This window comes from Streptomyces sp. NPDC050439 (assembly GCF_040655335.1).
Lineage (GTDB): Bacteria > Actinomycetota > Actinomycetes > Streptomycetales > Streptomycetaceae > Streptomyces.
The window spans coordinates 215,608-240,616 of sequence record NZ_JBFAJT010000009.1; the positions used below are offsets into that span (position 1 = coordinate 215,608).

The following is a 25,009-nucleotide window of genomic DNA, read 5'->3' on the forward strand; positions in this document are numbered from 1 at the left end:
TCCGGCGGACCTGAAGCTCCGGCGGACCTGAAGCTCCGGCGGACCTGAAGCTCCGGCGGACCTGAAGCGTTGATTCGTGCCGGGGCCATCCGGTGTCGCGAGGTTGGCGGTTCCGGGCCGGGAGTCAAGGGCGCTTCGCTGCGCTACGCGTCGGCTGCGCCGATTCCGCTGCGCTCCACCCTTGACACCCGTCCCTCCACCGCGCGAGGGAAGACGACCGGACGGCCCCAGGGGCGGGACTCTCGGGGACTCCCGTGGGTGGGGGCGGTGTGCGTGCCGGGTGCGGACCAGTCCGTCGCAGGGCACCCGGCGGCGGACGGGGTGCGCGGTCGGCCGGGAATGGGTGACGCTCTCGTCAAGCGGGCGCGGACCGGTGAGTTGGGGGTGAGTCGGGGGTGATCTGGGGGTGAGCCGGGAGAGAGTTGGCGGTGAGCCCCGGGGGGGAGAGAGTTGGGGGGTGATGGTGATGGTGATGGTGATGGTGATGGGGTACCTGGGTCGTTGGGTGGTTGGGTCGTTGGGTCGTTGGGCCGTTCGGGGATGGGCGTCGGGCTCGTCAAGCGTCTGCGGGTGATCTCCTCCCGACGGGAACCGAATGCAATGAACTCCCGGAGATAAGGCCTCTGGGGGGCGATTGCTGGGATTTCTTTGCATTCCGCGTGCGATGCGTGCTGTGGGCCCCGGCCCGGCGCCGGGGGTGGGGACCTACTTTGGGAAGGTTGTGTTCTGGCAGACAGGGGGCGCGCGGCACTGCGAAACACAACTTCTGCGAAGTAGGTGCCAGCCCCCCCACACACAGCCCGCTGGTCGCCATTCGCCATTCGCAGGTCGCCACTCTCCGGTAGCCGATCAGCCGCTCGCTCGGCCAAGACGCCCCCGCCCCCATATCCCGCCGACCACCCCCAACTCACCGGTCCGCAGCCGCTTGACGAGACCGGCATCTCACCCCCGGAGAGGCCGCGCGCCCCTGCCCGTGACGGTCACGCCGGAAGATCCGGTCCGCGCCCGGCAGCGAGACCCACGACCCCACGGGAGTCCCCGAGAGTCCCGCCCCTGGGGCCGTCCGGTCGTCTTCCCTCGCGCGGTGGAGGGACGGGTGTCAAGGGTGGAGCGCAGCGGAATCGGCGCAGCCGACGCGACGCAGGAGCGCCCTTGACTCCCGGCCCGCAACCGCCAACCTCGCGACACCGGATGGCCCCGGCACGAATCAACGCCCCAGGCCCGCCGAAGCCCCAGACCGCCCCCCAGCCCCCACCGAAGCCCCCGCCAACGCCCGTACAAGCCCCTGCGCCCGCGGATCCGCCGTAACCCCCTTGTTCATCCCGTTGGTCACGTACCCGAACGCCACCCCCGACTCCGGATCGGCGAAGCCCAGCGCGCCGCCGCGCCCGGGGTGGCCGAACGAGCCGGGGCCCAGGAGGGGCGACGCACCGCCATGCAGCATGTAGCCGAGGCCGAAGCGGGTGTTCACGATCAGGACACGGTCGGGACCCGATGACGCCTCCGCGCGGGCCAGTTCGACCGTGTCGGGCCTGAAGAGGCGTGCGGCGCCGTCGACTGAACCGATGAGCGAGGCGTAGAAGCGCGCCAACCCGCCCGCCGTGGCGACGCCGTTGGACGCGGGGAGGACAGCCGCCCGGTAAGCGGGATCGTTCTCGTCCGGCTCCGGAGTGATCGCGGCGAACGCCCGCCGCGTGAGCGAGGCGGGATCCGCGTAGGCCTCCGCCACGTCCCGCTTGGGCCGCACCCTGAGACCCCCGGCGGCACCGGCCGCCTCGATCCGGCCCAGCCGCCCCACGCGCCCCGCCTCCGCCGACGGAAGCCCCACCCACAGCCCAAGGCCCAGGGGCCCGGCGATCTCAGCGGACACGAACTCCCCGAGGGACCGCCCCGTCACCCGCCGCACCAGCTCACCGGTCAGCCAGCCGTAGGTGTGCGCGTGATACCCGTGGCCCTCCCCCGGCTCCCAGAACGGGGCCTGCGCCGCGACCGTCTCAGCGGCGAGATCGGGATCGAACGCCTCCGCGGGCGTCAACGGCCGGTCGAGCGCGGGAACGCCCGCCCGGTGCGCGAGAACATGCCGGACCAGCACCCGCTCCTTGCCCTGCGCCTTGAACTCCGGCCAGTAGGAGCTGACGGGAGCGTCCAGGTCCAGCTCACCGCGTTGATGCAGAAGGAGCAGAGCAGCGGCGGCCACACCCTTCGTCGCCGAGCGGACGATCTGCGCGGTGCTCCGCTCCCACGCCCCGCCGCCCCCGCCGCCCCCGTCACCCCCGTCGACGTTCTTCGTGCCGCCCCACAGATCCACGACCGGCCGCCCGTCGCGGTACACCACGACCGCCGCGCCCTGCTCGCCGAGGTCGGTGAAGTTCCGTACGAAGGCGTCCCTCACCGGCTCGAAGCCCTCGGCCACTGACCCGTGCACATCAACGTCCATGCCACACCCAACAGCCGCCCGCAGCCGTGGATTCCCTACCGGTTCACCTTCGCCGTCTTCGGATCGAAGCCGAAGGGTAGTTCGAGCCGGTGCGCGGCCATCAAGCTCTCGTCGGCGAGCAGCTCGCCCGTCGGGCCGTCCGCGGCGATCACGCCCTCGCTCAGGATCAGGGCCCGGGGGCACAGTTCGAGGGCGTACGGCAGGTCGTGCGTGACCATCAGGACCGTCACGTCCAACGAGCGGAGGATGTCGGCGAGTTCGCGGCGCGAGGCGGGGTCCAGGTTCGAGGACGGTTCGTCGAGGACCAGGATCTCCGGCTCCATCGCGAGGACCGTCGCCACCGCGACCCGCCTGCGCTGGCCGAAGGAAAGATGGTGCGGCGGGCGGTCCGCGAATTCCGCCATGCCGACTTGACCAAGGGCCTTCTCGACCCTGGCCTCCAGTTCAGGGCCGCGCATCCCCGCCGCCGCCGGGCCGAACGCCACGTCCTCCCGCACCGTCGGCATGAACAGCTGGTCGTCCGGGTCCTGGAAGACGATGCCGACCCGTCGCCTGATCTCGGCCATGTGCTTCTTGCCCACGGGGAGTCCCGCGACGGTGACCGTGCCCGCGCCGCCCGTCAGGATGCCGTTCAGGTGCAGGACGAGCGTCGTCTTGCCCGCGCCGTTCGGGCCGAGCAGCGCGACCCGCTCACCCCGGCCGATCCGCATGTCGACGCCGAAGAGCGCCTGGTGCCCGTCGGGGTAGGCGAAGGCCAGTCCGGCCACTTCGAGCGAGGGTGCGGCAGTCACAGGGTCCATCCCAGCAGGCAGACGACAAGAGCGGCGCCCGGCAGGGCGAAGGCGTAGGTCCACTGTGCACGGGAGGCGGTGACCTCGTCGATCACCGGCATCGAACCGGCGTACCCCCGGCTGACCATCGCCAGGTGCACCCGCTCGCCCCTCTCGTACGAGCGGATGAAGAGCGCCCCCGCGGACTTCGCGAGGACGCCCCACTGCCGCACGCCCCGCGCCTCGAAGCCGCGTGACTCACGGGCGATCTTCATGCGGCGCATCTCGTCCGTGATCACGTCGCCGTAGCGGATCATGAACGAGGCGATCTGGACGAGCAGCGGCGGCAGCTTCAGGCGCTGCAGGCCCAGGAGCAGTGAGCGCAGTTCGGTGGTCGAGGCGAGGAGGACCGATGCCGCGACGCCGAGTGTGCCTTTGGCCAGGACGTTCCAGGCGCCCCAGAGGCCGTTCACGCTCAGGGACATGCCGAGCACCTCGACCCGCTCGCCCTCCGCCACGAACGGCATGAGCACCGCGAACGCCACGAACGGGACCTCGATGAGCAGCCGCTTCAGGAGGAAGGGGAGGGGGACGCGGGACGCGTAAGCCACCGCGCCGAGCAGGAGCGCGTACAGGCCGAACGCCCACATCGCCTCGCGCGGCGTGGAGACCACGACGACCACGAAGCAGAAGACCGCCGCCAGCTTGGTGTGCGGGGGCAGGGCGTGGACGGGTGAGTGGCCGTGCCGGTAGAGCCGGTGGGCGTGGCCCGCGCCCATGTCAGGCGTTCTCCGAGGAGACGGCCGCCGTGGACGCCGGGTCCGTGTCCGTCGTACGGCGGCGGCGCAGCGCCCAGAAGACCGCCGAGCCCGCGACGACGGTGACGCCGACGCCGATCACCCCGGCGAGGCCGCCGGAGAGGCGGGTGTCGGTGATGTCCTCGACGCCGTAGTCGGCGAGCGGGGAGTCCGAGGTGGCGTGCTCCTCGACCTTCTTGTCGATGCCCTTGTCGGCCGCGACCTTCTCCAGGCCGTCGGGGTTCGCGGAGGCGTAGAAGCTGACGAAGCCGGCGAGGACGAGGGAGGTGACCAGGCCGGCGATCCACACCTTGCGGTGCGAGCGGGCGGCGACGGGAGCGGGCTCGGGGGCCGCGTCGGGGGCGTCGACCAGCTCACCGCCCACCCGCAGCTTGAGCTTCTGGGTCAGGCCGCGGGCGCCGTACACGAGGTCGGGGCGTACGGCGATGACGGCGCCGACGGTGAGCGCGGTGATGGCGGCCTCACCGATGCCGATCAGGACGTGCACGCCGACCATGGCCGTGGCGACCTTGCCGATGGAGACGTCGGTGGTGCCGCCGAGCGCGTAGAGGAAGGTGAAGGCGACCGCGGCGGCGGGCACCGAGATCAGCGCGGCCACGAAGGAGGAGGCGGTGATGGAGCGGCGGGTGCGCGGAAGCACCTTCACCAGGCCGCGGAAGGTGAGATAGGCCACGACGGTCGTGACGATGGCCATGTCCGTGATGTTCACGCCGAGCGCGGTGAGGCCGCCGTCGGCGAAGAGGACGCCCTGCATCAGGAGGACGACGGACACGCACAGGACGCCCGTATAGGGGCCGACGAGTATCGCCGCGAGCGCGCCGCCGAGCAGATGTCCGCTGGTCCCGGCCGCGACCGGGAAATTCAGCATCTGCACGGCGAAGATGAACGCGGCCACGAGCCCGGCGAGCGGCGCCGTCCGCTCGTCCAGTTCGCGCCGTGCGCCGCGGAGGCTGACGGCGATCGCTCCGGCGGCGATGACCCCGGTGGCGGCGGAGACGGGGGCGTTGATGAATCCGTCGGGGACATGCATGCGCGCGCTCCTGGGCAGGACAGGAAGAGGAAGGCAGAGCGGATCGCTCGTGAACCGTTCAATGATAGTGCTCTGTTGCGAACGGTTTGCAAGAGCGGTGACTACCCAGTTATCCCGGTCACACCTGGAGCAGGAATCGGAATATATGGGACATTAGAGGGCAGAAAGCGCGTGACGGCGTGCGTGATGGTGAGGAGTTCGGCGATGTCCGCAGTAGAGCAGTTCGCACGTGCCCACGTCGTCACGGACTCCCCCGACGACCAGCTCGCCGTCCCCGCCGTCCTCCGGTACGACCCGGAGGCCGACCCGCTCTCGGTGCGGATCGGCCTCCCTGGTTCACCCGGGGGTTCCCACGAGTGGACCTTCGCCAGGCAGCTGCTCGAACAGGGCCTGCGGGCCCCGGCCACCAGCGGCGACGTACACATCTGGCCCTGTGGGCGGGTCCAGACGGTCATGGAGTTCCACTCGGCGCACGGGGTGGCGGTCGTGCAGTTCGACGCAGCGGCACTGATCCGCTTCCTGCGCCGCACCTACGCGGCCGCCCCCGTGCCCCACTGACGCGTCAGACGCGCTCCAGCTCCCGGCCGTCACCATTGCGCCCGGCGGCCACCTCATCGGCGTCCCGCAGGGCCTCGCCCTCGACGTCCACGTTCGGCAGCGCCCGGTCGAGCCACCGCGGCAGCCACCACGCCTTCTTGCCGAGCAGCGCGAGCACCGCCGGGACCAGCGCCATGCGCACGATGAACGCGTCGAAGAAGACGGCGATCGCGAGGCCGAAGCCGATCATCTTCACCATCTGCTCGGACGAGCCGATGAATCCCGCGAAGACCGCGATCATGATCACGGCGGCTGCCGAGACCACCCTCGCCCCGTGCCGGAAGCCGGTCACGATCGCCTGGCCGGGCCGCTCCCCGTGGACGTACGCCTCGCGCATGCGCGTCACGAGGAACACCTCGTAGTCCATCGCGAGGCCGAAGACGACGCCCACCATGAAGATCGGCATCATCGACATGATCGGGCCGGTCTGCTCCACGCCGAAGAGCGAGCCGAGCCAGCCCCACTGGAAGACCGCGACGACCGCGCCCAGGGCCGCGAGGACCGAGAGCAGGAAGCCGAGGGCCGCCTTGAGCGGGACCAGGATGGAGCGGAAGACGACGATCAGGAGGAGGAAGGCGAGGCCGACGACCAGGGCCAGGTAGGGCAGCAGCGCGTCGTTCAGCTTCTGGGAGACGTCGATGTTCATGGCCGTCGTGCCGGTGACCATGACGCTCGCACCGGTGTCGGACTTGATGTCGGCGCCCGCGTCACGGATCGCGTGCACGAGGTTCTCGGTCTCGATGCCGCTGGGCTTCGAGGACGGGACGACGCTGATGATCGCCGTGTCGCCCGCCTTGTTGATCATCGGCGGGGCGACCGAGAGGACGTCGTCGAGCTTGGAGATCGTCTTCTGGATCTCCCCCGCCGCGGCCTTCGGGTCGTCGGAGCCCTTGAGGTCGGCGACCGTCATCAGCGGGCCGTTGAAGCCGGGGCCGAATCCGTCGGAGACCAGGTCGTACGCCTTGCGCTGGGTCGTGGACGTCGGCTGCGAGCCGTCGTCCGGGAGGCCCAGTTCGAGGGAGGACACGGGCAGCGCGGCGGCACCGAGGCCGATCACGCCGACCAGCAGGACGGTCAGCGGGCGGCGCACGACGAAGCGCGCCCAGCGCGTGCCGAGGTTGTCCTTCTTCTCCGTGACACCTTCGGTGGCCGCCGCCTTCTTGCCGCCGCCGAGCAGCTTGCTCTTCTCGCCCGTGGGCTTGACCTTCTTGCCCGCGTAGCCGAGCAGCGCCGGGATCAGGGTGAGCGCGATGAGCACGGCGATGACCACCGTGCCGGCCGCCGCGAAGCCCATCTTGGTGAGCATCGGGATGTTCACCACGGCGAGGCCGACAAGGGCGATGACCACGGTGAGCCCGGCGAAGACCACGGCCGAACCGGCGGTGCCCACGGCGCGGCCCGCGGCCTCCTCACGGTCCCGCCCGTCGGCGAGTTCACCGCGGTAACGGGAGACGATGAAGAGCGCGTAGTCGATGCCGACCGCGAGGCCGATCATCATGGCGAGCGTCGAGGTGGTCGTCCCCAGGTCGAGCGCGCTGGCGAGCGCGGTGATCGAGGAGACGCCGATGCCGACGCCGATCAGCGCGGTGAGCAGCGGCAGACCCGCCGCGATCAGCGAACCGAAGGTGATGACGAGGACGACGGCCGCGACCGCGATGCCGATGATCTCGGTGGCCCCGGTCTCGGGCATCGCCTGCAGCGCGTCGCCGCCGACCTCGACCGTGAGCCCGGACTCCCGCGCCTGGTCGGTCGTCTTCTCGAGCGCCTCACGGCTGTCCTCGGTCAGCTCCATCGAGGTGACCTTGTACGAGACCGACGCGTACGCCGTGGACCCGTCCTTGCTCACCGTCTTGGTCCGGAAGGGACTGTCCGCCCTCGCGACCTCGTCCGAACCGGACTTGAGGGCGGTGACGGTCTTCTCGATCTCGGCCTTGTTGCCCGCGTCGGTGACCTTCTCGCCGTCCGGCGCCTTGAAGACGACCCGGGCGCTCGCGCCGTCGGCACTGGCTTCGGGCACACGCTCTTCGAGCAGGTCGAAGGCCTTCTGGGCCTCCGTGCCGGGGATGGAGAAGGAACTGGAGGCCGCGGTGGGCGCGGACGCGGCGCCGACTCCGGCGAGCGTCAGGAGCGCCACCCATATCAGGGCGACGAAGTGCCGTCGCCTGAAGGCGAGTCGGCCCAGTTTGTACAGGAAAGTGGCCACGGGGGCGTACTCCCGGTCAGGTCGTGGTGTCTACAGGGCAGGGGGGATCAGCCCGACGACGTGAGCGGTCGCGTCAGGTAGAGGTGGTCCGGTGAGGGGGCTGGGTCAGACGCCGAGAGCGGGGAGGATCACGGCGTTGATGTAGGAACGGAGGAACTCACGGTCGACCGTGCGCTCCTCGATCAGGTCACGGGCGACGAAACCGCCCACCATCATGTGGATGACGAAGCCCAGCGCGGGGTTGTCCGGGGACACTTCGCCGCGCTCCACGGCCCTGCGCAGCAGCGCGTTCAAACCGGTGATCTCCGGCTCGATGAGCACCTGCCGCAGCGCGTGGTGGAGTTCGGGATTTCCGTGGATGACGTGGAACAGGCTCCGCATCAGCGCGGCGTCCCGCTCCATCTGGCAGTCGTCCGAACGCTCGACGGTCTCCAGGAGGTCGCCGCGCAGGGAACCGGTGTCGATGTCCTCGATGGACACCGGCTTGTTGTGCCGCAGCGCCCTGGCGATCAGCTCGGGCTTGCTCCCCCACTGGCGGTAGAGGGTGGCCTTGCTGGATTTCGTGCGGGCCGCGATGGCGTCCATGGTGAGCGCCTCGTACCCGACTTCGCGGAGCAGGTCGAGCGCGGCCGCGTAGAGCTCGGCCTCACGCTCGGGTGTGATCCGACTGCGCCGCACCGTTGCCGCCTCAGCCATGATCCCTCCGCCCCTCGTCGCATTCGTTCCGTACGCCATGACTGTACCCGCGGGCTTAACGAAACGAAACCGTTTCGTACGTGTGCTGCATCACGCGCCGCCCTGACCGCGGTGCGCGCCGCGTCGCACACCCCTTTCACCCCATGTACGAGTTGCCGCGCCCTGCGCCCCGGAAAAGCATGGTGAAGTGACCGACGCGCGCGATGAAGCCCATGCTGACCACGCCTACCTGCGATTTCCGCACCTCAGCGGCGACCGTCTCTGTTTCGCGGCCGAGGACGATCTCTGGGTGGCGCCGCTGAGCCCGGACGGCGCACCCGCCGGCCGGGCCTGGCGGGTGACCGTCGACCGGACCAAGGTGAGCCATCCGCGCTTCTCGCCTGACGGCCGCCACATCGCGTTCACGACCTGGCGCAGTCTCGACCCGGAGATCCATCTGGCCCCGGTCGACGGCGGCCCGGCCCGGCGCCTCACCTACTGGGGGAGCACGGACACCCGGGTCTGCGGCTGGTCCCCCGACGGCGACATCCTCGCCGTCTCCTCGCACAATCAGCCCTTCTCGTACTTCTGCTGGGCCTACAGCGTGCCGACCGACGGATCACCCGGCGGCAAGCTGCCCTGGGGTCCGGTGTACGACATCGCGGTCAACGACATCGAGGGCGAGCGCAAGACCCTCCTCCTGACCGGGAAGCCGCCGCACGAGCCCGCCGCCTGGAAGCGCTACCGGGGCGGGGCGACCGGCCGCCTGTGGCTGCACGGCGACCAGCTCCTGCCCGACCTCGACGGACACCTCGACTCCCCGATGTTCGTGGACGGCAGGATCGCCTTCCTCTCCGATCACGAGGGCGTCGGCAACCTCTACTCCTGCCTGCCGGACAGCTCCGACCTGCGCCGGCACACCGATCACGACGCGTTCTACGCCCGGCACGCCTCCAGCGACGGTGCCCGCATCGTCTACCAGTGCGCGGGCGACGTCTGGCTGGTGGACGACCTGTCCGCCGGCTCCGTGCCGCGCAGGCTCGACGTACGCCTGGGCGGACCGCGTGCCGGACGGCGGATCTATCAGGTGCCCGCCGCGCAGCACGTCGACTCGCTCTCGGTGGACACGACGGGCCGGGCCAGCGCCGTCGTCGTACGCGGCAGCCTGTACTGGCTCACGCACCGGGACGGGCCCGCCCGCACCATCACCGACACCCCGGGCGTGCGCGTTCGGCTCCCGGAGATGCTCGGCAAGGGCGGGCAGGTCGCCTACGTCACCGACGCGGAGGGCGAGGACGCCGTCGAGATCGCCTATCTGCCGCGCGCCAGCGGCGACCGCGCGCCGCGCAGGCTCGCGCAGGGGCAGCTCGGCCGGGTCCTCGAACTGCTCTCCGACCCCGAGGGCGAACGGCTCGCGATCGCGTCGAACGACGGGCGGCTCCTCCTGATCGACGCCTCCGAAAAACCCGAGGGCGAGGCGTCCGAGGACGAGGACTCCGAGGGCAAGTCGCCCGAGGGCGAGGTGACGGAGCTGATCCGCTCCGAGAACGGCCCGGTGCGGGACCTGGCCTTCTCCCCGGACGGGGCCTGGCTGACCTGGTCGCATCCGGGCGTCGGCCGCTCGCTGCGGCAGATCAAGATGGCCCGCATCGAGGGGCCCGGCTGCCGCATCATCGTCGACGTCACCAATGGCCGCTTCGAGGACGAGAACCCGGTCTTCACCAGCGACGGCCGCTATCTGGCCTTCCTGTCCTGGCGCGGCTTCGACCCGGTCTACGACGTGCACACCGGCGACCTGTCCTTCCCCCTCGGCTGCCGCCCCTATCTGGTCCCGCTGTCGTCGGCGACCCCCTCGCCCTTCGCCCTCTCCCCCGACGGCCGCCCGGCGGCGGGCGGCCTCGACCCGGCCGACGGGCTCTCGCCCGCCGGCTCCGCCATCGTGGAGGTGGAGGGCCTGGAGAGCAGGGTCACGCCCTTCCCCGTCTCGGCGTCGAAGTACTCGGCGCTCTCCCCCGTCAGCGGCGGCGGCCTCGTCTGGATGCGCTGGCCGATCTCGGGCGCGCTCGGCGAGACCTTCGCCAACCCGTCGGACACCTCCGGGCGCCCCACCCTGGAGTACTTCAACATCACCAAGGGCAAGAAGTCCGAACTGGTCGACCACCTCGACTGGTTCGCGCTCAGCGGCGACGGCTCGCGGCTCGTGGTGGTCGACGAGGGCGAGCTGCGCGCCGTCCCCTCGACGGAGACCGGCGACAGCGACACGACCGTCTGGATCGACCTGCGCCGCATCCTGCACGAGGTCGACCCGGCGGCCGAGTGGCGCCAGTCCTACGACGAGGCGGGCCGCCTCATCCGCGCCTACTTCTGGGAGCCGCACATGTGCGGCATCGACTGGCCCGCGATCCTGGACCAGTACCGGCCCCTTGTGGAACGGGTCGCGTCCCCCGACGAGTTCGCGGACCTGCTCCGCGAGGTCCTCGGCGAGCTCGGCACCTCGCACGCGTACGTCTCCGCCGCCCGCCGCAACGAAGGCCCGCCGCACTACCAGCGGGCGATGGGCCTGCTCGGCGCCAACCTGGTCTGCCGCGAAGGCAGTTGGATGATCAAGCGCATCCTGCCCGGCGACTCGTCCGACTCCAAGGCGCGCTCCCCGCTCGCGGGCGCGGGCATCCGCGAGGGCGCGATCCTCACGCACATCGACGGCCGCCCGGTGGACCCGGTGACGGGCCCCTTCCCGCTGCTCGCGGCCGCCGGCGGCACGACGGTGGAGCTGACGTTCCGGCCGGCCGAGGGAGAGGGCAGGTCCAGGAGGGTGGCGATCGTCCCCCTCATCAACGAACGCCCCCTGCGCTACCAGGACTGGGTGGCCAAACGGCGTGACGTCGTACGGGAGTTGAGCGGGGGCAGGTGCGGCTATCTGCACATCCCCGACATGGGCGGCTCCGGATGGGCCCAGTTCAACCGGGACCTGCGCCTGGAGGTCTCCCGCCCGGCCCTGCTCGTCGACGTGCGCGGCAACGCGGGCGGGCACATCAGCGAGCTGGTGGTGGAGAAGCTGACGCGCAAGATCCTGGGCTGGGACCTGACACGCAACGCCCAGCCGGTGTCGTACGCGTCGAACGCCCCCCGCGGCCCCGTCGTGGCCCTGGCCGACGAGGCGACGTCGTCCGACGGCGACATGATCACCGCGGCCTTCAAGCTGCTCGGCCTCGGGCCCGTGGTGGGCCAGCGCACGTGGGGCGGTGTGGTGGGGATGACCGGGCGGCACGTGCTCGGTGACGGGACGGTCATCACGGTGCCGATGAACGCGGGGTGGTTCGACGAGTACGGCTGGTCCGTGGAGAACCACGGCGTGGCCCCCGACCTGGAGGTGCTCCGTACGCCGCTCGACTGGGCGGAGGGGCGGCACGCGCAGCTGGACGACGCCGTGCAGGTCGCTCTCGACCTCCTGGAACGGCAGCCCGCGGTGACGCCGCCGGGCCTCGACGACGTACCGGACCGGCGGCGTCCGAAGCTGCCGCCGCGCGGCTGACGCGGCTGAGGGGGCGGCTTCCGAGCCCGTGATCACTGCCCGTCATTGATCGAAATGCGAGGTAAGTCCCCCCATGTAAGTCTGGTCGAGGCCCCTCCCACCTCACCCTCTAGGAGTGAACAAGCATGGGCATCAAGGACCAGTTCCAGGACAAGGCCAACGACCTCGCCGACAAGGCCAAGGGCGCGATGGGCGACCGCAAGGACGAGGCGAGCGAGCGGGCTTCGCAGGGCCGGGACGAGGCGAGTGAGCGCGCCTCGCAGGGCCGGGACCAGGCCCAGGACGCCGCGCAGGAGCAGCGGGAGAAGTTCGACCGCTGACACGCCTGGTGCTGCACCGAGCTTGACGAGATGAGGCCCTCCGGGACGCCGGAGGGCCTCATCGCTGCGCAGGGGTACTGCCCCGGGGCATCGACTACCCGCCGGTACGCGCCTGCTCGTCGGCGGAACCGCCCGCTCCCACGAGGCCCGTGGACACCGACGAGAGCCGCGGCTCGAAGCGCCGCATCTCGCGCTGACCGACCGTGCCGATGAGCGCCGGCAGGTAACCCCGGATGCCCTGCATCCCCCGCAGCCACCACTGCGCGTACACATGGCTCGACCGCCGCTCGATCCCGGCGACGATCCGGTCGACGGCCGGACCCAGCGGGTACGTCTTGTTGGACGGCCACGGCAGGCGCTGCCGCAGCTCCCGCATCACGTCGTTCTCGTCCGCGCCCCGCACCATGTCCGTGTCCGTCCAGGACAGGTAACCGACGCCCACCTTCACGCCCTTGTAGCCGACCTCGGCCCGCAGACAGTGCGCGTACGCCTCGACGCCCGACTTCGAAGCGCAGTACGCCGTCATCATCGGCGCCGGCGTGATCGCCGCGAGCGAGGCGATCTGCAGGAGATAGCCGCGGCTCTCCATCAGGACCGGCAGGAACGCCCGCCCCGTCACCGCGCTGCCGATGAGGTTGACCTCGATCACCCGGCGCCACGCCACGGGGTCGGACTCGACGAAGGGACCACCGTTGGCGACACCCGCGTTGGCGACGACGATGTCGACCTTGCCGAACCGCTCCTTGACCTCCTGGGCGACCCGGGCCATCGCGTCATGGTCCGTGACGTCCGCGTGCCAGGCCTCGGCCTCGGTGTGCAGCCGCCCCGCCACCTGCTTCAGCTCGTCCGGCTCCAGGCCGACGAGCGCGATCTTCGCACCCCGCGCGGACAGCTTGCGCGCGAGCAGCTCCCCCACGCCGCGCGCCGCCCCGGTGACGACCGCGACCTGACCCTCAAGGCTGACCTTGCTCATGCGCTGCTCCCTTCGAGCCCCTGAACCTGAACCTGCTGACCGGCGCCCCTTACGTACCTCCGCACGAGGCCCCTGATCCCCGATGTGACCGCTTCCGGAGCCTCCACCGGGGTCATGTGACCGATCCCCGGCAGCTCGGTGAGGCCGAGGGAGTCCGGCAGCATCCCGGCCAGGCGCCGCGCGTGCGTGACGGGCGTCATCCGGTCGGCCGTACCGGCGATGACGGCGGTCGGCACCTGCAACTCCAGTACCCCCGCGTCGAGTGCGATCTCGTCGAGCACGTGCGACCAGCGGTAGCGCACCACCCGCGGGCAGCCATGCACGATCCGCGCGCACACGTCGACCCGCTCCGGCGCCGAACCGGGGCCCATCGTGGCGTACTTGAGGATGCGCCTGGCCATCGGCGTCACGGGTCCCAGCGGCGCCTTCGCCCCGAGGACCGACCGCGTGAGCCGGGTGCGTATCCGCCCGGCCCGCATCGGCACCACCAGCGACTCGGCGACGAGCCGCGCACTTCCCGTGCTGCACAGCAGAACCGCCGCCGCGTGCTCCCGGAACCCGGGACGCGTGCTCGCGGCCATGATCGTCATGCCGCCCATGGAGTGCCCGGCGAGCACGGCCTGCTCCCCCGGCTCCAGCGTCGCCGCGAGCACGGCTTCGAGGTCGTCGGCGAGGGCGCTCGTGCTGTACCCCTCCACCCCGTCCGGCGCGACGCTGCGGCCGTGCCCCCGCTGGTCGTACGCGATCACCCGGTGATCGACCGCGAGGTCACGTATCTGCGCCGCCCAGAAGGCGGTCGAACAGGTCCACCCGTGCGCGAGGACCACCGCGGGCGCGCCGTCGGGTCCGTGCACCTCGGCGTGCAGCCGCGCGCCGTCCGCCGACACGACGGTCAGTTCCCGCGCGGCGGCAGGCGGCGCGAACGGCCCGCTCGTCACATGCGTCAGCCTGCTCATGCCCCTGCCTCGACCTTCTTCGCCTTGCCTGACTTCGGCGCCGCCGCCACCGCGCTCACCTTGGGCGGCCGCACCACCTCGTACTCGGCGAGATCGACGCGCCGGGTGGCGGCGCGGAACTCGCTCGTCGTGCCCGGCCAGATCGTCGTGTTCACGCCGTTCTCGTCGAGGTACCAGCTGTTGCAGCCGCCGGTGTTCCACACGGTGCGCTTCATGCGCTCCTGCACCTTGTCGTTCCAGGCGTCCACGGCGCTGGTGCGCACGGCGAGCGCGGCCCGGCCGCCGAGCACGTCCAGTTGCCGCATGTAATCGGCGAGATAGTTCAGCTGGGACTCGATCATCAGGATCATCGAGGAGTTGCCGAGGCCGGTGTTCGGGCCGATGACCGTCATGAAGTTCGGGAAGCCCGCGGCGGTCGCGCCGCGCAGGGACTTCATGCCGTCCTTCCAGGACTCCATCATCGTCCCGCCGTCGGCGCCCACCACACGGTCGGCGATCGGCATGTCCGTGACGTGGAATCCGGTGCCGAAGATGATCGCGTCGACCTCGGTCTCGGTGCCGTCCGCGGCGACGACGGTGTTCCCGCGCACTTCGCTGAGCCCGCTGGCGACGACGTCGACATTGGGCTGCGCGAGCGCCGGGTAGTAGGTGTTGGACAGCAGGATGCGCTTGCAGCCGATGCGGTACGACGGCGTCAGCTTGGCCCGCAGGTCCCGGTCCTTGATGGCACGGGCGATGTTCCGCTTGGCCAGCTGCTCGACCGCACCGAGCTCGTTCGGCCGCTTGGTGAACGCCTGGACCTGCAACTCCCGTATGCCCCACAGGATTCCGCGCCGGGCCTGCGTGGTGAACGGCAACTGGCGGTGCACCCAGCGCTCGGCCTTGCTGATGGCGCGGTCCATGCGCGGCATCACCCAGGGCGGGGTGCGCTGGAAGAGGGTCAGCCTGCCGACCTCGCGCTGGATCGCCGGCACGATCTGGATGGCGGACGCGCCGGTGCCGATCATCGCGACGCGCTTGCCGCGCAGGTCGTAGTCGTGGTCCCAGCGCGCGGAGTGGAAGACCTTGCCCTCGAAGGTGTCGAGGCCGGGGATGTCCGGGAGCTTGGGGTCGGAGAGCGGCCCGGTGGCGGAGACGACGACGTCAGCGGTGAGCGTGCCGTTGCTCGTCTCGACCTCCCACCACAACTGCTCGGCGTTCCAGCGCAATTGCGTGACCTCGGTACTGAGGCGGATGTGCGGGCGCAGCCGGAAGGTGTCGGCGACCTGCTCCAGGTACTCCTGGATCTTCTCCTGGCCGGAGAAGGTGCGCGGCCAGTCGGGGTTGGGCGCGAAGGAGAACGAGTACAGGTGCGAGGGCACGTCGCACGCGCAGCCCGGATAGCTGTTGTCCCGCCAGGTGCCGCCGACGGAGTCGGCCCGCTCCAGGACCACGAAGTCGGTGATGCCCTCGCGGCGCAGCCGGACCGCGGCACCGAGCCCGCCGAATCCGGTCCCGATCACCGCCACCCGCACGTGTTCGCGTTCGCGCTCCTGCTGGCGCTCGTCCTCGGCCATGCCGCCGCCTCCCGAACTGCTTCACGACTCTGCCAGTGACCACTGGCGCAATTGGGAGCGTAGAACACCTGCCTACTGATGGGTAGGGGTCTGGCGACTTGAGTTGCCCTCAGTGTTACCGCCGGTAGATCTCGACCGAAAGCCCGCGCGATCCGGCACCACATAGGCTGCTGCCGTGGCAGAGACACGCGAGTACCGCATGGAGGAGCTGGCCAAGGCGGCCGGCATCACGGTGCGCACCGTGCGCTTCTACCGGGAGCGCGGCCTCATCCCACCGCCCCGCCGCGAGGGCCGCATCGCCTGGTACGACGACCATCACCTGGCCAGACTCCGCACGATCGCCGCACTCCTGGAGCGCGGCCACACTCTGAGCGGCATCGCGGAGCTCGCGGAGGCCTTCGAGAACGGCCGGGACGTCGGCGAGCTCCTCGGCATCGGCGAGTCCACCGAGGAGACCCCGGTCCGCCTCACCCCCGAGGAACTGGCCGACCACTTCGCGGGCGAGGTCACCCCCGAGAACCTCGCCGCGGCCCTCGACCTCGGCTATCTCGGCACGGACGGCGAGGAGATCGTCCACGTGAGCCGCCGCCTCCTGGACGTCTCGTCGACCCTGGTCCGCGAGGGCATCCCGCTGGCCGCGGTCCTGGAGGCGGGCCAGCGCGTACGCGAACACGCGGACGCGCTGGCCGAGTTGTTCATCACGATCATCCGCGCGCACACGCCGCCCGAGGCGGGCAACGTCAGCATCGAGCGCCTGCGCCCGCTGGCGAAGAGCGTGGTGGAGGCGGAACTGTCGATGGCGCTGGACCGCCGCCTGGCGTCGGAGAAGCCGGAAAGCATGTAGCCCGGCCGGCGTTTGAGGCCATCTTCCCGAAACCAGGGGGCTCCGCCCCCTGGTTTCGGGAAGGGGCGGGATCGGGGAAAGAACCGCCGGAGGCACGACCTCAGCCCCCACGCCCCGTCCGCCCTACCGCGGCAGGAACCACCGAGCCTTGTAAATCCCGCCGTTGACCAGCTTGTACTCACCGGCAGGGCGATGCACGCTCACCTTGGTCGTCCACCAGGTCTCCTCAAGCCCACCCTCCGGCACGGTGGAGATGACCTGCCCCGTCCGCGGATCGTCGCCGACACCCTTCACCGACTTCCGGGAGATCTCCTCGGCCCCGGCGAAGTCCTGCACGAAGGCCCGGTCACCGATGTCGTACTGGAAGACGGCCGCGTTCGTCGTCACCCACAGCCGCCCGGGACGCCCGGCCACGGGGAAGAGATCGTGTCCGCCGGGGGTCTTGCCCGGAGTCCCGACCGGCAGCCCGACCGAGGACCGCTGCCGCAACGTGGGCCTGGCCCGCGTACCGCCCACGTCGTACGTGACCAGCTCGTCGTCCCCGATGGCCCACAGCACCTCGCGCGCACCGTCCCAGTGCAGCCCGTGCGCACCCTTCAGCTCCGCCTCGGCGAACCGCGAGGCACGCGGCCCCTGCGACGCCGCGTACAGCCGGACCAGCGCACCCGTGCTGCACGCCACCGCGACATTGCCGTCCGGCAGGATCTCCGCGCTGTGCGGATTGAAGAGGTCGTCGCCCGGCCCGATCGCCGCGCCCCAGTACCGCTTGCCGGAGGGGTAGTCGACGACGGCGACGAAGCCGAAGGACGCGGTGGTCAGGACGTACGTACGCTTCTTGTGCCTGCGCACCTTCGACTCGCTCGGATACACGAAGCTGTCGTCGGGCCGCAGATCCTCGTACCCCTCGCGCTCCCGCGGCGAGAACGCCCACCGCACGACGGAAGGATTCTCCTCCGGGTCCCAGACCCTGCGGCGCGGATCGAGCACGAGGATCTGCTGGGTCGCCTGCTCGGTGAGGAGCACCGGCGGCGTCCGCCGGGGAATCCCTCCGACACCTCCGGCGTCTCCGCCACCACCGGCCGCGGCGGGCGACGCGGCCACCATCGGCAGCCCCGCCCCGATCCCCGCTCCCAGAGCCCCGAGCAGCACACCCCGACGAGACGGTCTCGACATACCGGACATGAAGTTACCCCCACACGGCTGACAGTTGAGACATTGTCAGGTACGCGCTCGCAACATGCCATGGCGCCGCGCGGCATCACATGTCGTAGACCACCGTGACGGGCGCATGGTCCGACCACCGCTGCTCGTGCGTGGCCGCCCGCTCCACGAACCCCTTGACCGCGCGCTCCGCGAGGCCCGGCGTCGCCACGTGGTAGTCGATCCGCCAGCCCGTGTCGTTGTCGAAGGCGCGCCCCCGGTAGGACCACCAGGAGTACGGGCCCTCGACGTCGGGATGCAGCGCCCGCACGACGTCGACGTACCCGGCGTCCCCCTCGAAGACCTCGCTCAGCCAGGCACGCTCCTCGGGCAGGAAGCCCGAGTTCTTCTTGTTGCCCTTCCAGTTCTTGAGGTCGGCCTCCTGATGCGCGATGTTCCAGTCACCGCAGACCACGACCTGCCGCCCCTCGGCGGCAGCCCGCACCTTGAGACCCTTCAGGTACGTGAGGAACTCGTCCATGAAGCGGACCTTCTCGTCCTGCCGCTCCGTGCCGACCTCACCGGAGGGGAGATAGAGGCTCGCGACGGTCACACCCGGAAGATCTGCCTCGACATAGCGCCCGCTGTCGTCGAACTCCTGCGACCCGAATCCGATCTGCACGCGGTCCGGCTCACGGCGCGTGTAGAGGGAGACACCCGCACGCCCCTTGGCGGCGGCCGGCGCGTGGACCACGTGCCAGCCCTCGGGATCCCGCACCTCGGCCGGCAGCTGCTGCGGCTCGGCCCGCACCTCCTGGAGGCAGAGCACGTCGGCGGAGGTCTCGGCGAGCCACTCGACGAAGCCCTTCTTGGCGGCGGCGCGCAGCCCGTTCACGTTCACACTGGTCACTTGGAGCATCCCGGCACGATACCGGCACACTGAATGGACACCCACACGCCTCGATGGACACCGGCACACGTCAATCGACTCCCACACACCACCGCATAGAAGTACGATGTTTCGCATGAGTATTCAGTCACCGTCGCAGCGGGCCGCCGTCGAGCTGCGCCCCACCCCCTTCGACCACCCCGACGCGGTCAGGCTCAACGACCGCGTCCAGCTCGAATACGCGGAGCGGTACGGAGATGAGGGCGACGTCACACCCCTCGACCCCGCCATGTTCACCGTCCCGCGCGGTCTGTATCTCCTCGCGTACGACGAGAGCGGCACCCCGGTGGCCACCGGCGGCTGGCGCGGCCACGAGGAGAACGACGAGGGTTACGAGCTCGGCGACGCCGAGATCAAGCGCATGTACGTCACCCCGGAGGCCCGCGGCCTGGGCCTGGCCCGGCTCATCCTGGCGGCCCTGGAGAACGACGCGAGGGCGGCGGGCCGTACGCGCATGGTCCTGGAGACGGGCACGAAGCAGCCGGAGGCCATAGCCCTCTACACGTCGACCGGCTACACCCCGGCCCCCTCGAAGTTCGGCCACTACCGCTTCGAGGACCTGAGCCGCTGCTTCGCGAAGCCTCTGTAGGCGCCGCGCGCGGGGCGCACGCAAAGATCCCGCCCGGTTCGAAGAACCGGACGGGATCTCATGTGCAGTGGACCTGTGGGGATTTGAACCCCAGACCCCCTCGATGCGAACGAGGTGCGCTACCAGACTGCGCCACAGGCCCTTGCAACGAGTGAAACTCTAGCATCCCGATCCGGGTGCTTGGAAATCCGTTCCTGCCCGGTCCCTCGCTGGTCAGGCGTCACTCGTTGGCGGCCCGCGGCCGCTCCCCGTCGTCGTACTGATCGAAGAGGGGCGTGCGTCCGCGTTCGCGGGCCCTGCGCGCGGACGCGGCCCGGCGTGCGTCGCTGCGGCCACCGCCGCCGTCCGCGCTGTCGGCGCCTTCCGCGGGCCCGGCGTGATCGGCGTACTCGCTCTCGGCGGCCTCGGCCCGCACCTCGTCCGCGCTCGGCTCCACGGAGCTGGACCGTGCCGAGCTCCAGGCGTCGGGTGCGCCCAAGTCCACGTCACCGGTGGCGCGCGGGGCGACCGGCGCGGTCACGTACGTCGGCAGGGGAACCGGCACCGGGTCCCAGCTGTCGCCGTGGCCGGGGCGGCGCTGGCGCTCGCGCTGCTGGTCCACCCACTCCGCGTGGTCGGTCTGCTCGACCAGGGCGCGGCGGTCGGCGGCGAGGGCGGAGAGGCCGGTCTCCGTCTCGGGGCCGGGTCCTTCCTCCGGTTCGTCGACGACCGCGTCCGCGCCGCCGCCCGGCGCACGCCTGCGCGGCTGGCGCTCGCGCAGCCGCTGGGCGGCGACCTCGGCCCGGCGCCGGTCCATGGTGTAGGTGTAGCGGCGCCGCTCCTGGCCGCGCAGGTACACGATGTACGCGCTGAGGAGCGCGGCCGGTGCCGCGGGCGCCCAGAGGAACGCGAGCCCTCCGACGGCGGCGACGACCGTGCCGGCCGTGAAGGCGATGAACAGCATCACCGTCGTACGCCTTCGGCGCGCGAGCACCTTCGTGCGCCGGGCGCGCGCGGCGGCTTCCGCCGACGCGGCCCGCCGGGCGGCCGACTGCTGGGACCGGGGTCCCGTCGGGGCCGGGGTGGGGGCCGGGGTCGGGACCGGGGCCGGTGTCGGGACCGGGGCCTTCACGGAGGGCTTGGCCGGGGGCTTCGCCGCGGGCCGTTCCTCCTGGGCGCCCTGCCGATGCGGGGGCGCGACGAAGGCCCGGACGTCCACCGCGCCGGTGGCGTTGTCCGGGTCGCGCGACTCCTCCTCTTCAGGCGAGCGCGCTTGCAGGTCCTTGGCGTACCGGCGCTCCATCCCCGCACGTCCGGACAGGAGCCGGATGGCGGTGCTGAAGCGTTCCGTCGGACGGGCTTCATTGAGCTCGTCCTGCCTACGGAGCCACATCGGCACCAAGTAGGCGGCCCAGGCCCCGACGATGACTGCGTAGATGAGGCCGCTGCTGCTCACGCCTCACACGGTAGAGGGGTTTGCGGGAGGCCATCTGCCAATTGAGCCGGTGTGTCGCACGATCTGGCTGATATCTCGAACTTTTTTTGTGACTGATGCGATCAACAGGCCACCGGGACCGTGAAATTAATGCCTCAGAGGGACCAAGTCGGGCCCCAGACGGTCGATCACGGATATATTTCAAACACTTATTCTATTTACGCGGTGTTCCGAGGTCGTGCCTGGTGCCAGCGCCGCAGCAACCCTTCCGGTACCTCTTCCGCGGTGAGCGCGAAGACCAGATGGTCACGCCAGGCGCCGTCGATGTGGAGATAGCGCGGACGAAGCCCCTCCTCGCGGAATCCGAGTTTCTCCACGACCCTGCGACTCGGCCCGTTCTCGGGGCGAATACAGACCTCGATACGGTGCAGCCCGACCGACCGGAAGCAATGATCGACCGCGAGGGCGACGGCGGTGGGCATCACGCCGCGGCCCGCGACCGACTGGTCGACCCAGTAGCCGACATGGCCCGAGCACATCGATCCCCAGGTGATCCCGGCGACCGTCAACTGCCCCACGAGCCGCCCCTGGTACTCGATCACGAAGGGCAGCATGCGCCCGGCGTGCGCCTCGGCGCGCAGATGCCGGACCATCTGACGGTACGTCGGGCGGTGCACGATCGGGCCACTCGGCGTGGGCGGCGGGATGGTCGCCTCCCAGGGGCGCAGCCAGTCCCGGTTGCGCCGGTTGACCTCACGCCAGGGCCGCTGGTCGCGCATCTTTATCGGACGGAGGGCGACGTCGCCGTCCGTCAGCTCGACGGGCCAGGAGGGGCTGTTCAGCTCGCACCGCCCGGGGGTCTGGGATGGTCGCCGCCCCGGAGCTGCTCGACGGCGTGCGCGAGGAGGGGCTCCAGGACCGCCATGCCGTCCCGTACGCCGCCGGTGGAGCCCGGCAGGTTCACGATGAGGGTGCGGCCCGCGACCCCGGCAAGACCGCGGGAGAGCACGGCCGTGGGGATCTTCTCCCTGCCGTACGCGCGGATCGCCTCCGGGATGCCGGGCACCTCGTGGTCGATGACGGCGCGGGTGGCCTCGGGGGTGCGGTCGGTGGGCGAGATGCCGGTGCCGCCTGTGGTGAGGATCACGTCGAAGCCGGCCTCGGATCCGGCGCGCAGGGCCTGCTCGACCGGGTCACCGTCCGGGACGACTTGCGGTCCTTCGACCTCGAAGCCGAGGGCGGTCAGCGCCTCGGCGATGATCGGCCCGCCCCGGTCGGCGTAGACCCCGGCGGCCGCGCGGTTGGAGGCCGTGACGACCAGTGCGCGGTAGGCGGTCATGCCCCGGCTCCTTCGCGGCTCCAGTCCCCGGACTTGCCGCCGGTCTTCTCCTCGACGCGCACGTCCGTGATGACCGCGCCCTTGTCGACGGCCTTCACCATGTCGATCACCGTGAGGGCGGCGACGGTCACCGCGGTGAGCGCCTCCATCTCTACGCCCGTACGGTCCGTCGTCTTGACCGTGGCGAGGATCTCGACGGCGTCGTCCGCCACGGAGAGGTCCAGCTTCACCCCGGAGACGGCCAGCGGATGGCAGAGCGGGATCAGGTCGGGCGTGCGCTTGGCGCCCATGATGCCCGCGATCCGCGCGGTGGCCAGGGCGTCGCCCTTGGGCACGCCCTCGCCGCGCAGCAGCTCGATCACGCGGGGCGAGACCAGGACGCGGCCACTGGCCCGGGCGGTGCGCGCCGTCACGTCCTTCGCGGATACGTCGACCATGCGGGCGGCGCCCGCTTCATCGATGTGCGTCAGTCGCTGCTCGGTACTCATGTGCTGTCGCGCTCCCGGTCCGGGCCCTCCGGCGGTGCGGCGCAAGGGGGCCTATGTGCGCGACACCGTACCGCGCGGACACGCCCTTCAGCCGAGCAGGACCACTTCGACGTCCGTACCCGGCTCCACCGAAGTGATGTCCTCGGGGACGACGATCAGCGCGTTCGCGTGCGCGAGGGCCGCGACGAGGTGGGAGCCCGCGCCGCCCACGGGGCGCACCTCGCCCGCCTCGGCGTCGTACTGCCCGCGCAGGAACTGCCGCTTGCCCGCGGGTGAGGTCAGCGCCTTGTCGGCGGTGAGCTCCGCGCGCGCCGTGGCCCGGTGGACGTCCGGGAGGCCCATCAGGGCACGCACCGCGGGACGCACGAAGATCTCGAAGGAGACGTACGACGACACCGGGTTGCCCGGCAGGGCGAGCAGCGGGGTGTGGTCGGGGCCGATGGAGCCGAAGCCCTGCGGCTTGCCCGGCTGCATGGCGAGCTTGCGGAACTCGATGCCGCTGCCGTCCTCGTCCTCGTCCCCCACGGAGGAGAGGGCTTCCTTCACGACGTCGTACGCCCCGACGCTGACGCCGCCCGTGGTGACGATGAGGTCGGCGCGGATCAGCTGGTCCTCGATGGTGGAGCGCAGCGTCTCGGCGTCGTCGGCGACCGCGCCCACGCGGTAGGCGATCGCGCCGGCGTCCCGGGCCGCGGCGGTCAGGGCGAAGCTGTTGGAGTCGTAGATCTGGCCCTTGGCCAACTCCTCGCCGGGCTGGATCAGTTCACTGCCGGTGGACATGACGACCACGCGGGGGCGCGGGCGCACCTTCACCGTGCCCCGGCCGATCGCGGCGAGCAGGGCGATCTGCGGGGCGCCGAGGACCGTGCCCGCGGTCAGCGCGCGGTCGCCGGCGCGGACGTCGCTGCCCTGCGCCCGCACGTGCGCGCGTGCCTCCGCGGAACGGTGCACGCGGACCTCGCCGGAGGCTCCTTCGGGGGCGCCGCTGTGCGCGCGCATGCCGGAGACGGGGCCTTCGCCGAGGCCTCCGTCGGTCCACTCCACGGGGACGACGGCCTCGGCGCCGGGCGGCAGCGGGGCGCCGGTCATGATGCGGGCGGCCTGGCCCGCGCCGACCTCCGGCTGCTCGACCTGGCCCGCGGCCACGTCACCGATGACCGTCAGGACGGCGGGGAACTCCTCGCTCGCGCCCGCGATGTCGGCGACCCGGACCGCGTAACCGTCCATGGAGCTGTTGTCGAAGGGCGGCAGCGAGACGGGCACCGTGACGTCCTCGACGAGGACGCAGCCCTGGGCGTCGAGGAGTTGGAGCTCGATGGGCTCCAGGGGCCGGACGGATCCGAGGATGTCGTCCAGGTGCTCGCTCACCGACCAGACGTGTTCCTGGCCGGTGACTTCGGTCGTCGCGCTGCTGCTCAAAGTGCTACATCTCCTCGGACACGTAACTGCGAAGCCAGGCCTGGAAGTCCGGGCCCAGGTCTTCACGTTCGCACGCGAGTCTGACAATGGCACGCAGATAGTCGCCCCGGTCGCCGGTGTCATAGCGGCGGCCCTTGAAGACGACGCCGTGCACGGGCCCGCCGACCTTCTCGTCCGCGGCGAGCTGCTGAAGGGCGTCGGTGAGCTGGATCTCGCCGCCGCGGCCCGGCTCGGTCTTGCGCAGTATGTCGAAGACATGGGGGTCGAGGACATAGCGGCCGATGATGGCGTAGTTGCTGGGGGCGTCCGCCGGGTCGGGCTTCTCGACGAGGCCCGTCACCTTCACGACGTCGCCCTCGTCCGTGGCGTCCACGGCCGCGCAGCCGTAGAGGTGGATCTGCTCCGGGGCCACCTCCATGAGGGCCACGACGCTGCCGCCGTGCCGCTCCTGGACCTCGACCATGCGGGCCAGGAGCGGGTCGCGCGGGTCGATCAGGTCGTCGCCGAGGAGCACCGCGAAGGGTTCGTTGCCCACGTGCGGGGCGGCGCACAGGACGGCGTGACCGAGTCCCTTGGGGTCGCCCTGGCGTACGTAGTGCATCGTGGCGAGGTCGCTGGACTCCTGGACCTTCGCCAGCCTCGCCTCGTCGCCCTTCTTCAGGAGGGCCGACTCCAGCTCGTAGTTGCGGTCGAAGTGGTCCTCGAGAGGGCGCTTGTTGCGGCCCGTGATCATGAGGACGTCGTCGAGGCCGGCGGAGGCGGCCTCCTCGACCACGTACTGGATCGCCGGCTTGTCGACTACCGGCAGCATCTCCTTGGGAGTGGCCTTGGTCGCCGGCAGGAACCGGGTTCCGAGACCTGCTGCGGGAATGACAGCCTTGCTGATCCGCGGGGGGTGAGACTCAGTCATGTCCGTAACCATAACCGGTGAGTATGTGCGGAATCTGCGGCTCAGGACAT

The 25,009-nt window shown here is 70.9% G+C and carries 22 protein-coding genes and 1 tRNA gene; 5 read left to right on the forward strand and 18 right to left on the reverse strand.

What is annotated here, in order from left to right:
* Positions 1–1,207: 1,207 nt before the first annotated feature.
* The 4 genes from AB0I66_RS33455 to AB0I66_RS33470 are packed head-to-tail and all read right to left on the reverse strand — an operon-like array spanning position 1,208 to position 5,055.
* Complete coding sequence (locus AB0I66_RS33455; RefSeq protein WP_363211742.1) at positions 1,208–2,437, reverse strand: serine hydrolase domain-containing protein; 1,230 nt, start codon at positions 2,435–2,437, stop codon at positions 1,208–1,210.
* A 35-nt stretch (positions 2,438–2,472) separates the two neighbouring features.
* The gene (locus tag AB0I66_RS33460; protein WP_363211743.1) at positions 2,473–3,237 is read right to left on the reverse strand and encodes an ABC transporter ATP-binding protein; all 765 of its coding nucleotides are present in this window, start codon (positions 3,235–3,237) and stop codon (positions 2,473–2,475) included.
* The gene (gene cbiQ / locus AB0I66_RS33465; RefSeq protein ID WP_363211745.1) at positions 3,225–3,986 is read right to left on the reverse strand and encodes a cobalt ECF transporter T component CbiQ; all 762 of its coding nucleotides are present in this window, start codon (positions 3,984–3,986) and stop codon (positions 3,225–3,227) included. Before cbiQ ends, AB0I66_RS33460 begins: the two co-directional genes overlap by 13 nt.
* A gap of 1 nt (position 3,987) precedes the next feature.
* The gene (locus AB0I66_RS33470) at positions 3,988–5,055 is read right to left on the reverse strand and encodes an energy-coupling factor ABC transporter permease (RefSeq protein ID WP_363211746.1); all 1,068 of its coding nucleotides are present in this window, start codon (positions 5,053–5,055) and stop codon (positions 3,988–3,990) included.
* Positions 5,056–5,259: 204 nt separating this feature from the next.
* On the opposite strand from AB0I66_RS33470, the gene AB0I66_RS33475 reads away from it, so the two are divergent.
* Positions 5,260–5,613, forward strand: a complete 354-nt coding sequence (locus tag AB0I66_RS33475) for an SsgA family sporulation/cell division regulator (protein WP_363211747.1) — start codon at positions 5,260–5,262, stop codon at positions 5,611–5,613.
* Between the two features lie 4 nt (positions 5,614–5,617).
* Here AB0I66_RS33475 and AB0I66_RS33480 read toward each other — a convergent pair whose 3' ends face one another.
* Positions 5,618–7,855: an MMPL family transporter gene (locus tag AB0I66_RS33480; RefSeq protein WP_363211748.1), complete on the reverse strand. Its 2,238-nt coding sequence runs from the start codon at positions 7,853–7,855 to the stop codon at positions 5,618–5,620.
* Positions 7,856–7,960: 105 nt separating this feature from the next.
* The gene (locus AB0I66_RS33485; protein ID WP_363211749.1) at positions 7,961–8,551 is read right to left on the reverse strand and encodes a TetR/AcrR family transcriptional regulator; all 591 of its coding nucleotides are present in this window, start codon (positions 8,549–8,551) and stop codon (positions 7,961–7,963) included.
* A 187-nt stretch (positions 8,552–8,738) separates the two neighbouring features.
* Between AB0I66_RS33485 and AB0I66_RS33490 the strand changes: the two genes are divergently transcribed.
* Together AB0I66_RS33490 and AB0I66_RS33495 are read left to right on the forward strand one after the other, a co-directional pair.
* Positions 8,739–12,062 (forward strand): S41 family peptidase, encoded by a 3,324-nt coding sequence (locus AB0I66_RS33490; RefSeq protein WP_363211750.1) that lies wholly within the window; start codon positions 8,739–8,741, stop codon positions 12,060–12,062.
* Between the two features lie 125 nt (positions 12,063–12,187).
* Positions 12,188–12,382, forward strand: coding sequence for a hypothetical protein (locus AB0I66_RS33495; RefSeq protein WP_363211751.1), 195 nt, complete (start codon positions 12,188–12,190; stop codon positions 12,380–12,382).
* Between the two features lie 94 nt (positions 12,383–12,476).
* On the opposite strand, the gene AB0I66_RS33500 is transcribed toward AB0I66_RS33495, so the two are convergent.
* Genes AB0I66_RS33500 through AB0I66_RS33510 form a run of 3 tightly spaced genes read right to left on the reverse strand, consistent with a single transcriptional unit; the run spans position 12,477 to position 15,867 of the window.
* A complete protein-coding gene (locus AB0I66_RS33500; protein ID WP_363211752.1) occupies positions 12,477–13,355 on the reverse strand; it encodes an SDR family oxidoreductase in 879 nt (292 codons plus the stop codon).
* On the reverse strand, positions 13,352–14,311 hold the full coding sequence (locus tag AB0I66_RS33505; RefSeq protein WP_363211753.1) for an alpha/beta hydrolase: 960 nt from the start codon (positions 14,309–14,311) through the stop codon (positions 13,352–13,354). The genes AB0I66_RS33500 and AB0I66_RS33505 overlap by 4 nt, the downstream gene beginning before the upstream one ends.
* Positions 14,308–15,867: an NAD(P)/FAD-dependent oxidoreductase gene (locus tag AB0I66_RS33510; RefSeq protein WP_363211754.1), complete on the reverse strand. Its 1,560-nt coding sequence runs from the start codon at positions 15,865–15,867 to the stop codon at positions 14,308–14,310. Before AB0I66_RS33510 ends, AB0I66_RS33505 begins: the two co-directional genes overlap by 4 nt.
* A 199-nt stretch (positions 15,868–16,066) precedes the next feature.
* Here AB0I66_RS33510 and AB0I66_RS33515 point away from each other — a divergent pair, with 199 nt between their 5' ends.
* Positions 16,067–16,711 (forward strand): MerR family transcriptional regulator, encoded by a 645-nt coding sequence (locus AB0I66_RS33515; RefSeq protein WP_363211976.1) that lies wholly within the window; start codon positions 16,067–16,069, stop codon positions 16,709–16,711.
* A gap of 123 nt (positions 16,712–16,834) precedes the next feature.
* Here the strand turns inward: AB0I66_RS33515 and AB0I66_RS33520 are convergent, their stop codons facing one another.
* Both AB0I66_RS33520 and AB0I66_RS33525 read right to left on the reverse strand, forming a co-directional pair.
* Positions 16,835–17,884, reverse strand: a complete 1,050-nt coding sequence (locus tag AB0I66_RS33520) for a DUF6528 family protein (RefSeq protein WP_363211755.1) — start codon at positions 17,882–17,884, stop codon at positions 16,835–16,837.
* An 85-nt stretch (positions 17,885–17,969) separates the two neighbouring features.
* Positions 17,970–18,770, reverse strand: coding sequence for an exodeoxyribonuclease III (locus tag AB0I66_RS33525; RefSeq protein ID WP_363211756.1), 801 nt, complete (start codon positions 18,768–18,770; stop codon positions 17,970–17,972).
* A 106-nt stretch (positions 18,771–18,876) separates the two neighbouring features.
* Between AB0I66_RS33525 and AB0I66_RS33530 the strand changes: the two genes are divergently transcribed.
* Positions 18,877–19,389, forward strand: a complete 513-nt coding sequence (locus tag AB0I66_RS33530; protein WP_363211757.1) for a GNAT family N-acetyltransferase — start codon at positions 18,877–18,879, stop codon at positions 19,387–19,389.
* A 68-nt stretch (positions 19,390–19,457) separates the two neighbouring features.
* On the opposite strand, the gene AB0I66_RS33535 is transcribed toward AB0I66_RS33530, so the two are convergent.
* The 7 genes from AB0I66_RS33535 to galU form a co-directional block, all read right to left on the reverse strand.
* A tRNA-Ala gene (locus AB0I66_RS33535) sits at positions 19,458–19,531 on the reverse strand.
* Between the two features lie 78 nt (positions 19,532–19,609).
* Positions 19,610–20,824 (reverse strand): gephyrin-like molybdotransferase receptor GlpR, encoded by a 1,215-nt coding sequence (glpR, locus tag AB0I66_RS33540; RefSeq protein WP_363211758.1) that lies wholly within the window; start codon positions 20,822–20,824, stop codon positions 19,610–19,612.
* 197 nt (positions 20,825–21,021) lie between these two features.
* Positions 21,022–21,645 (reverse strand): GNAT family protein, encoded by a 624-nt coding sequence (locus tag AB0I66_RS33545; protein ID WP_272902883.1) that lies wholly within the window; start codon positions 21,643–21,645, stop codon positions 21,022–21,024.
* A complete protein-coding gene (locus tag AB0I66_RS33550) occupies positions 21,642–22,142 on the reverse strand; it encodes a MogA/MoaB family molybdenum cofactor biosynthesis protein (protein WP_363211759.1) in 501 nt (166 codons plus the stop codon). The genes AB0I66_RS33545 and AB0I66_RS33550 overlap by 4 nt, the downstream gene beginning before the upstream one ends.
* Complete coding sequence (gene moaC, locus AB0I66_RS33555) at positions 22,139–22,630, reverse strand: cyclic pyranopterin monophosphate synthase MoaC (RefSeq protein WP_363211760.1); 492 nt, start codon at positions 22,628–22,630, stop codon at positions 22,139–22,141. The genes AB0I66_RS33550 and moaC overlap by 4 nt, the downstream gene beginning before the upstream one ends.
* An 87-nt stretch (positions 22,631–22,717) precedes the next feature.
* The gene (gene glp, locus AB0I66_RS33560) at positions 22,718–24,049 is read right to left on the reverse strand and encodes a gephyrin-like molybdotransferase Glp (RefSeq protein WP_363211761.1); all 1,332 of its coding nucleotides are present in this window, start codon (positions 24,047–24,049) and stop codon (positions 22,718–22,720) included.
* Between the two features lie 4 nt (positions 24,050–24,053).
* Positions 24,054–24,959, reverse strand: a complete 906-nt coding sequence (galU, locus tag AB0I66_RS33565) for a UTP--glucose-1-phosphate uridylyltransferase GalU (protein ID WP_363211763.1) — start codon at positions 24,957–24,959, stop codon at positions 24,054–24,056.
* Positions 24,960–25,009 lie beyond the last annotated feature (50 nt).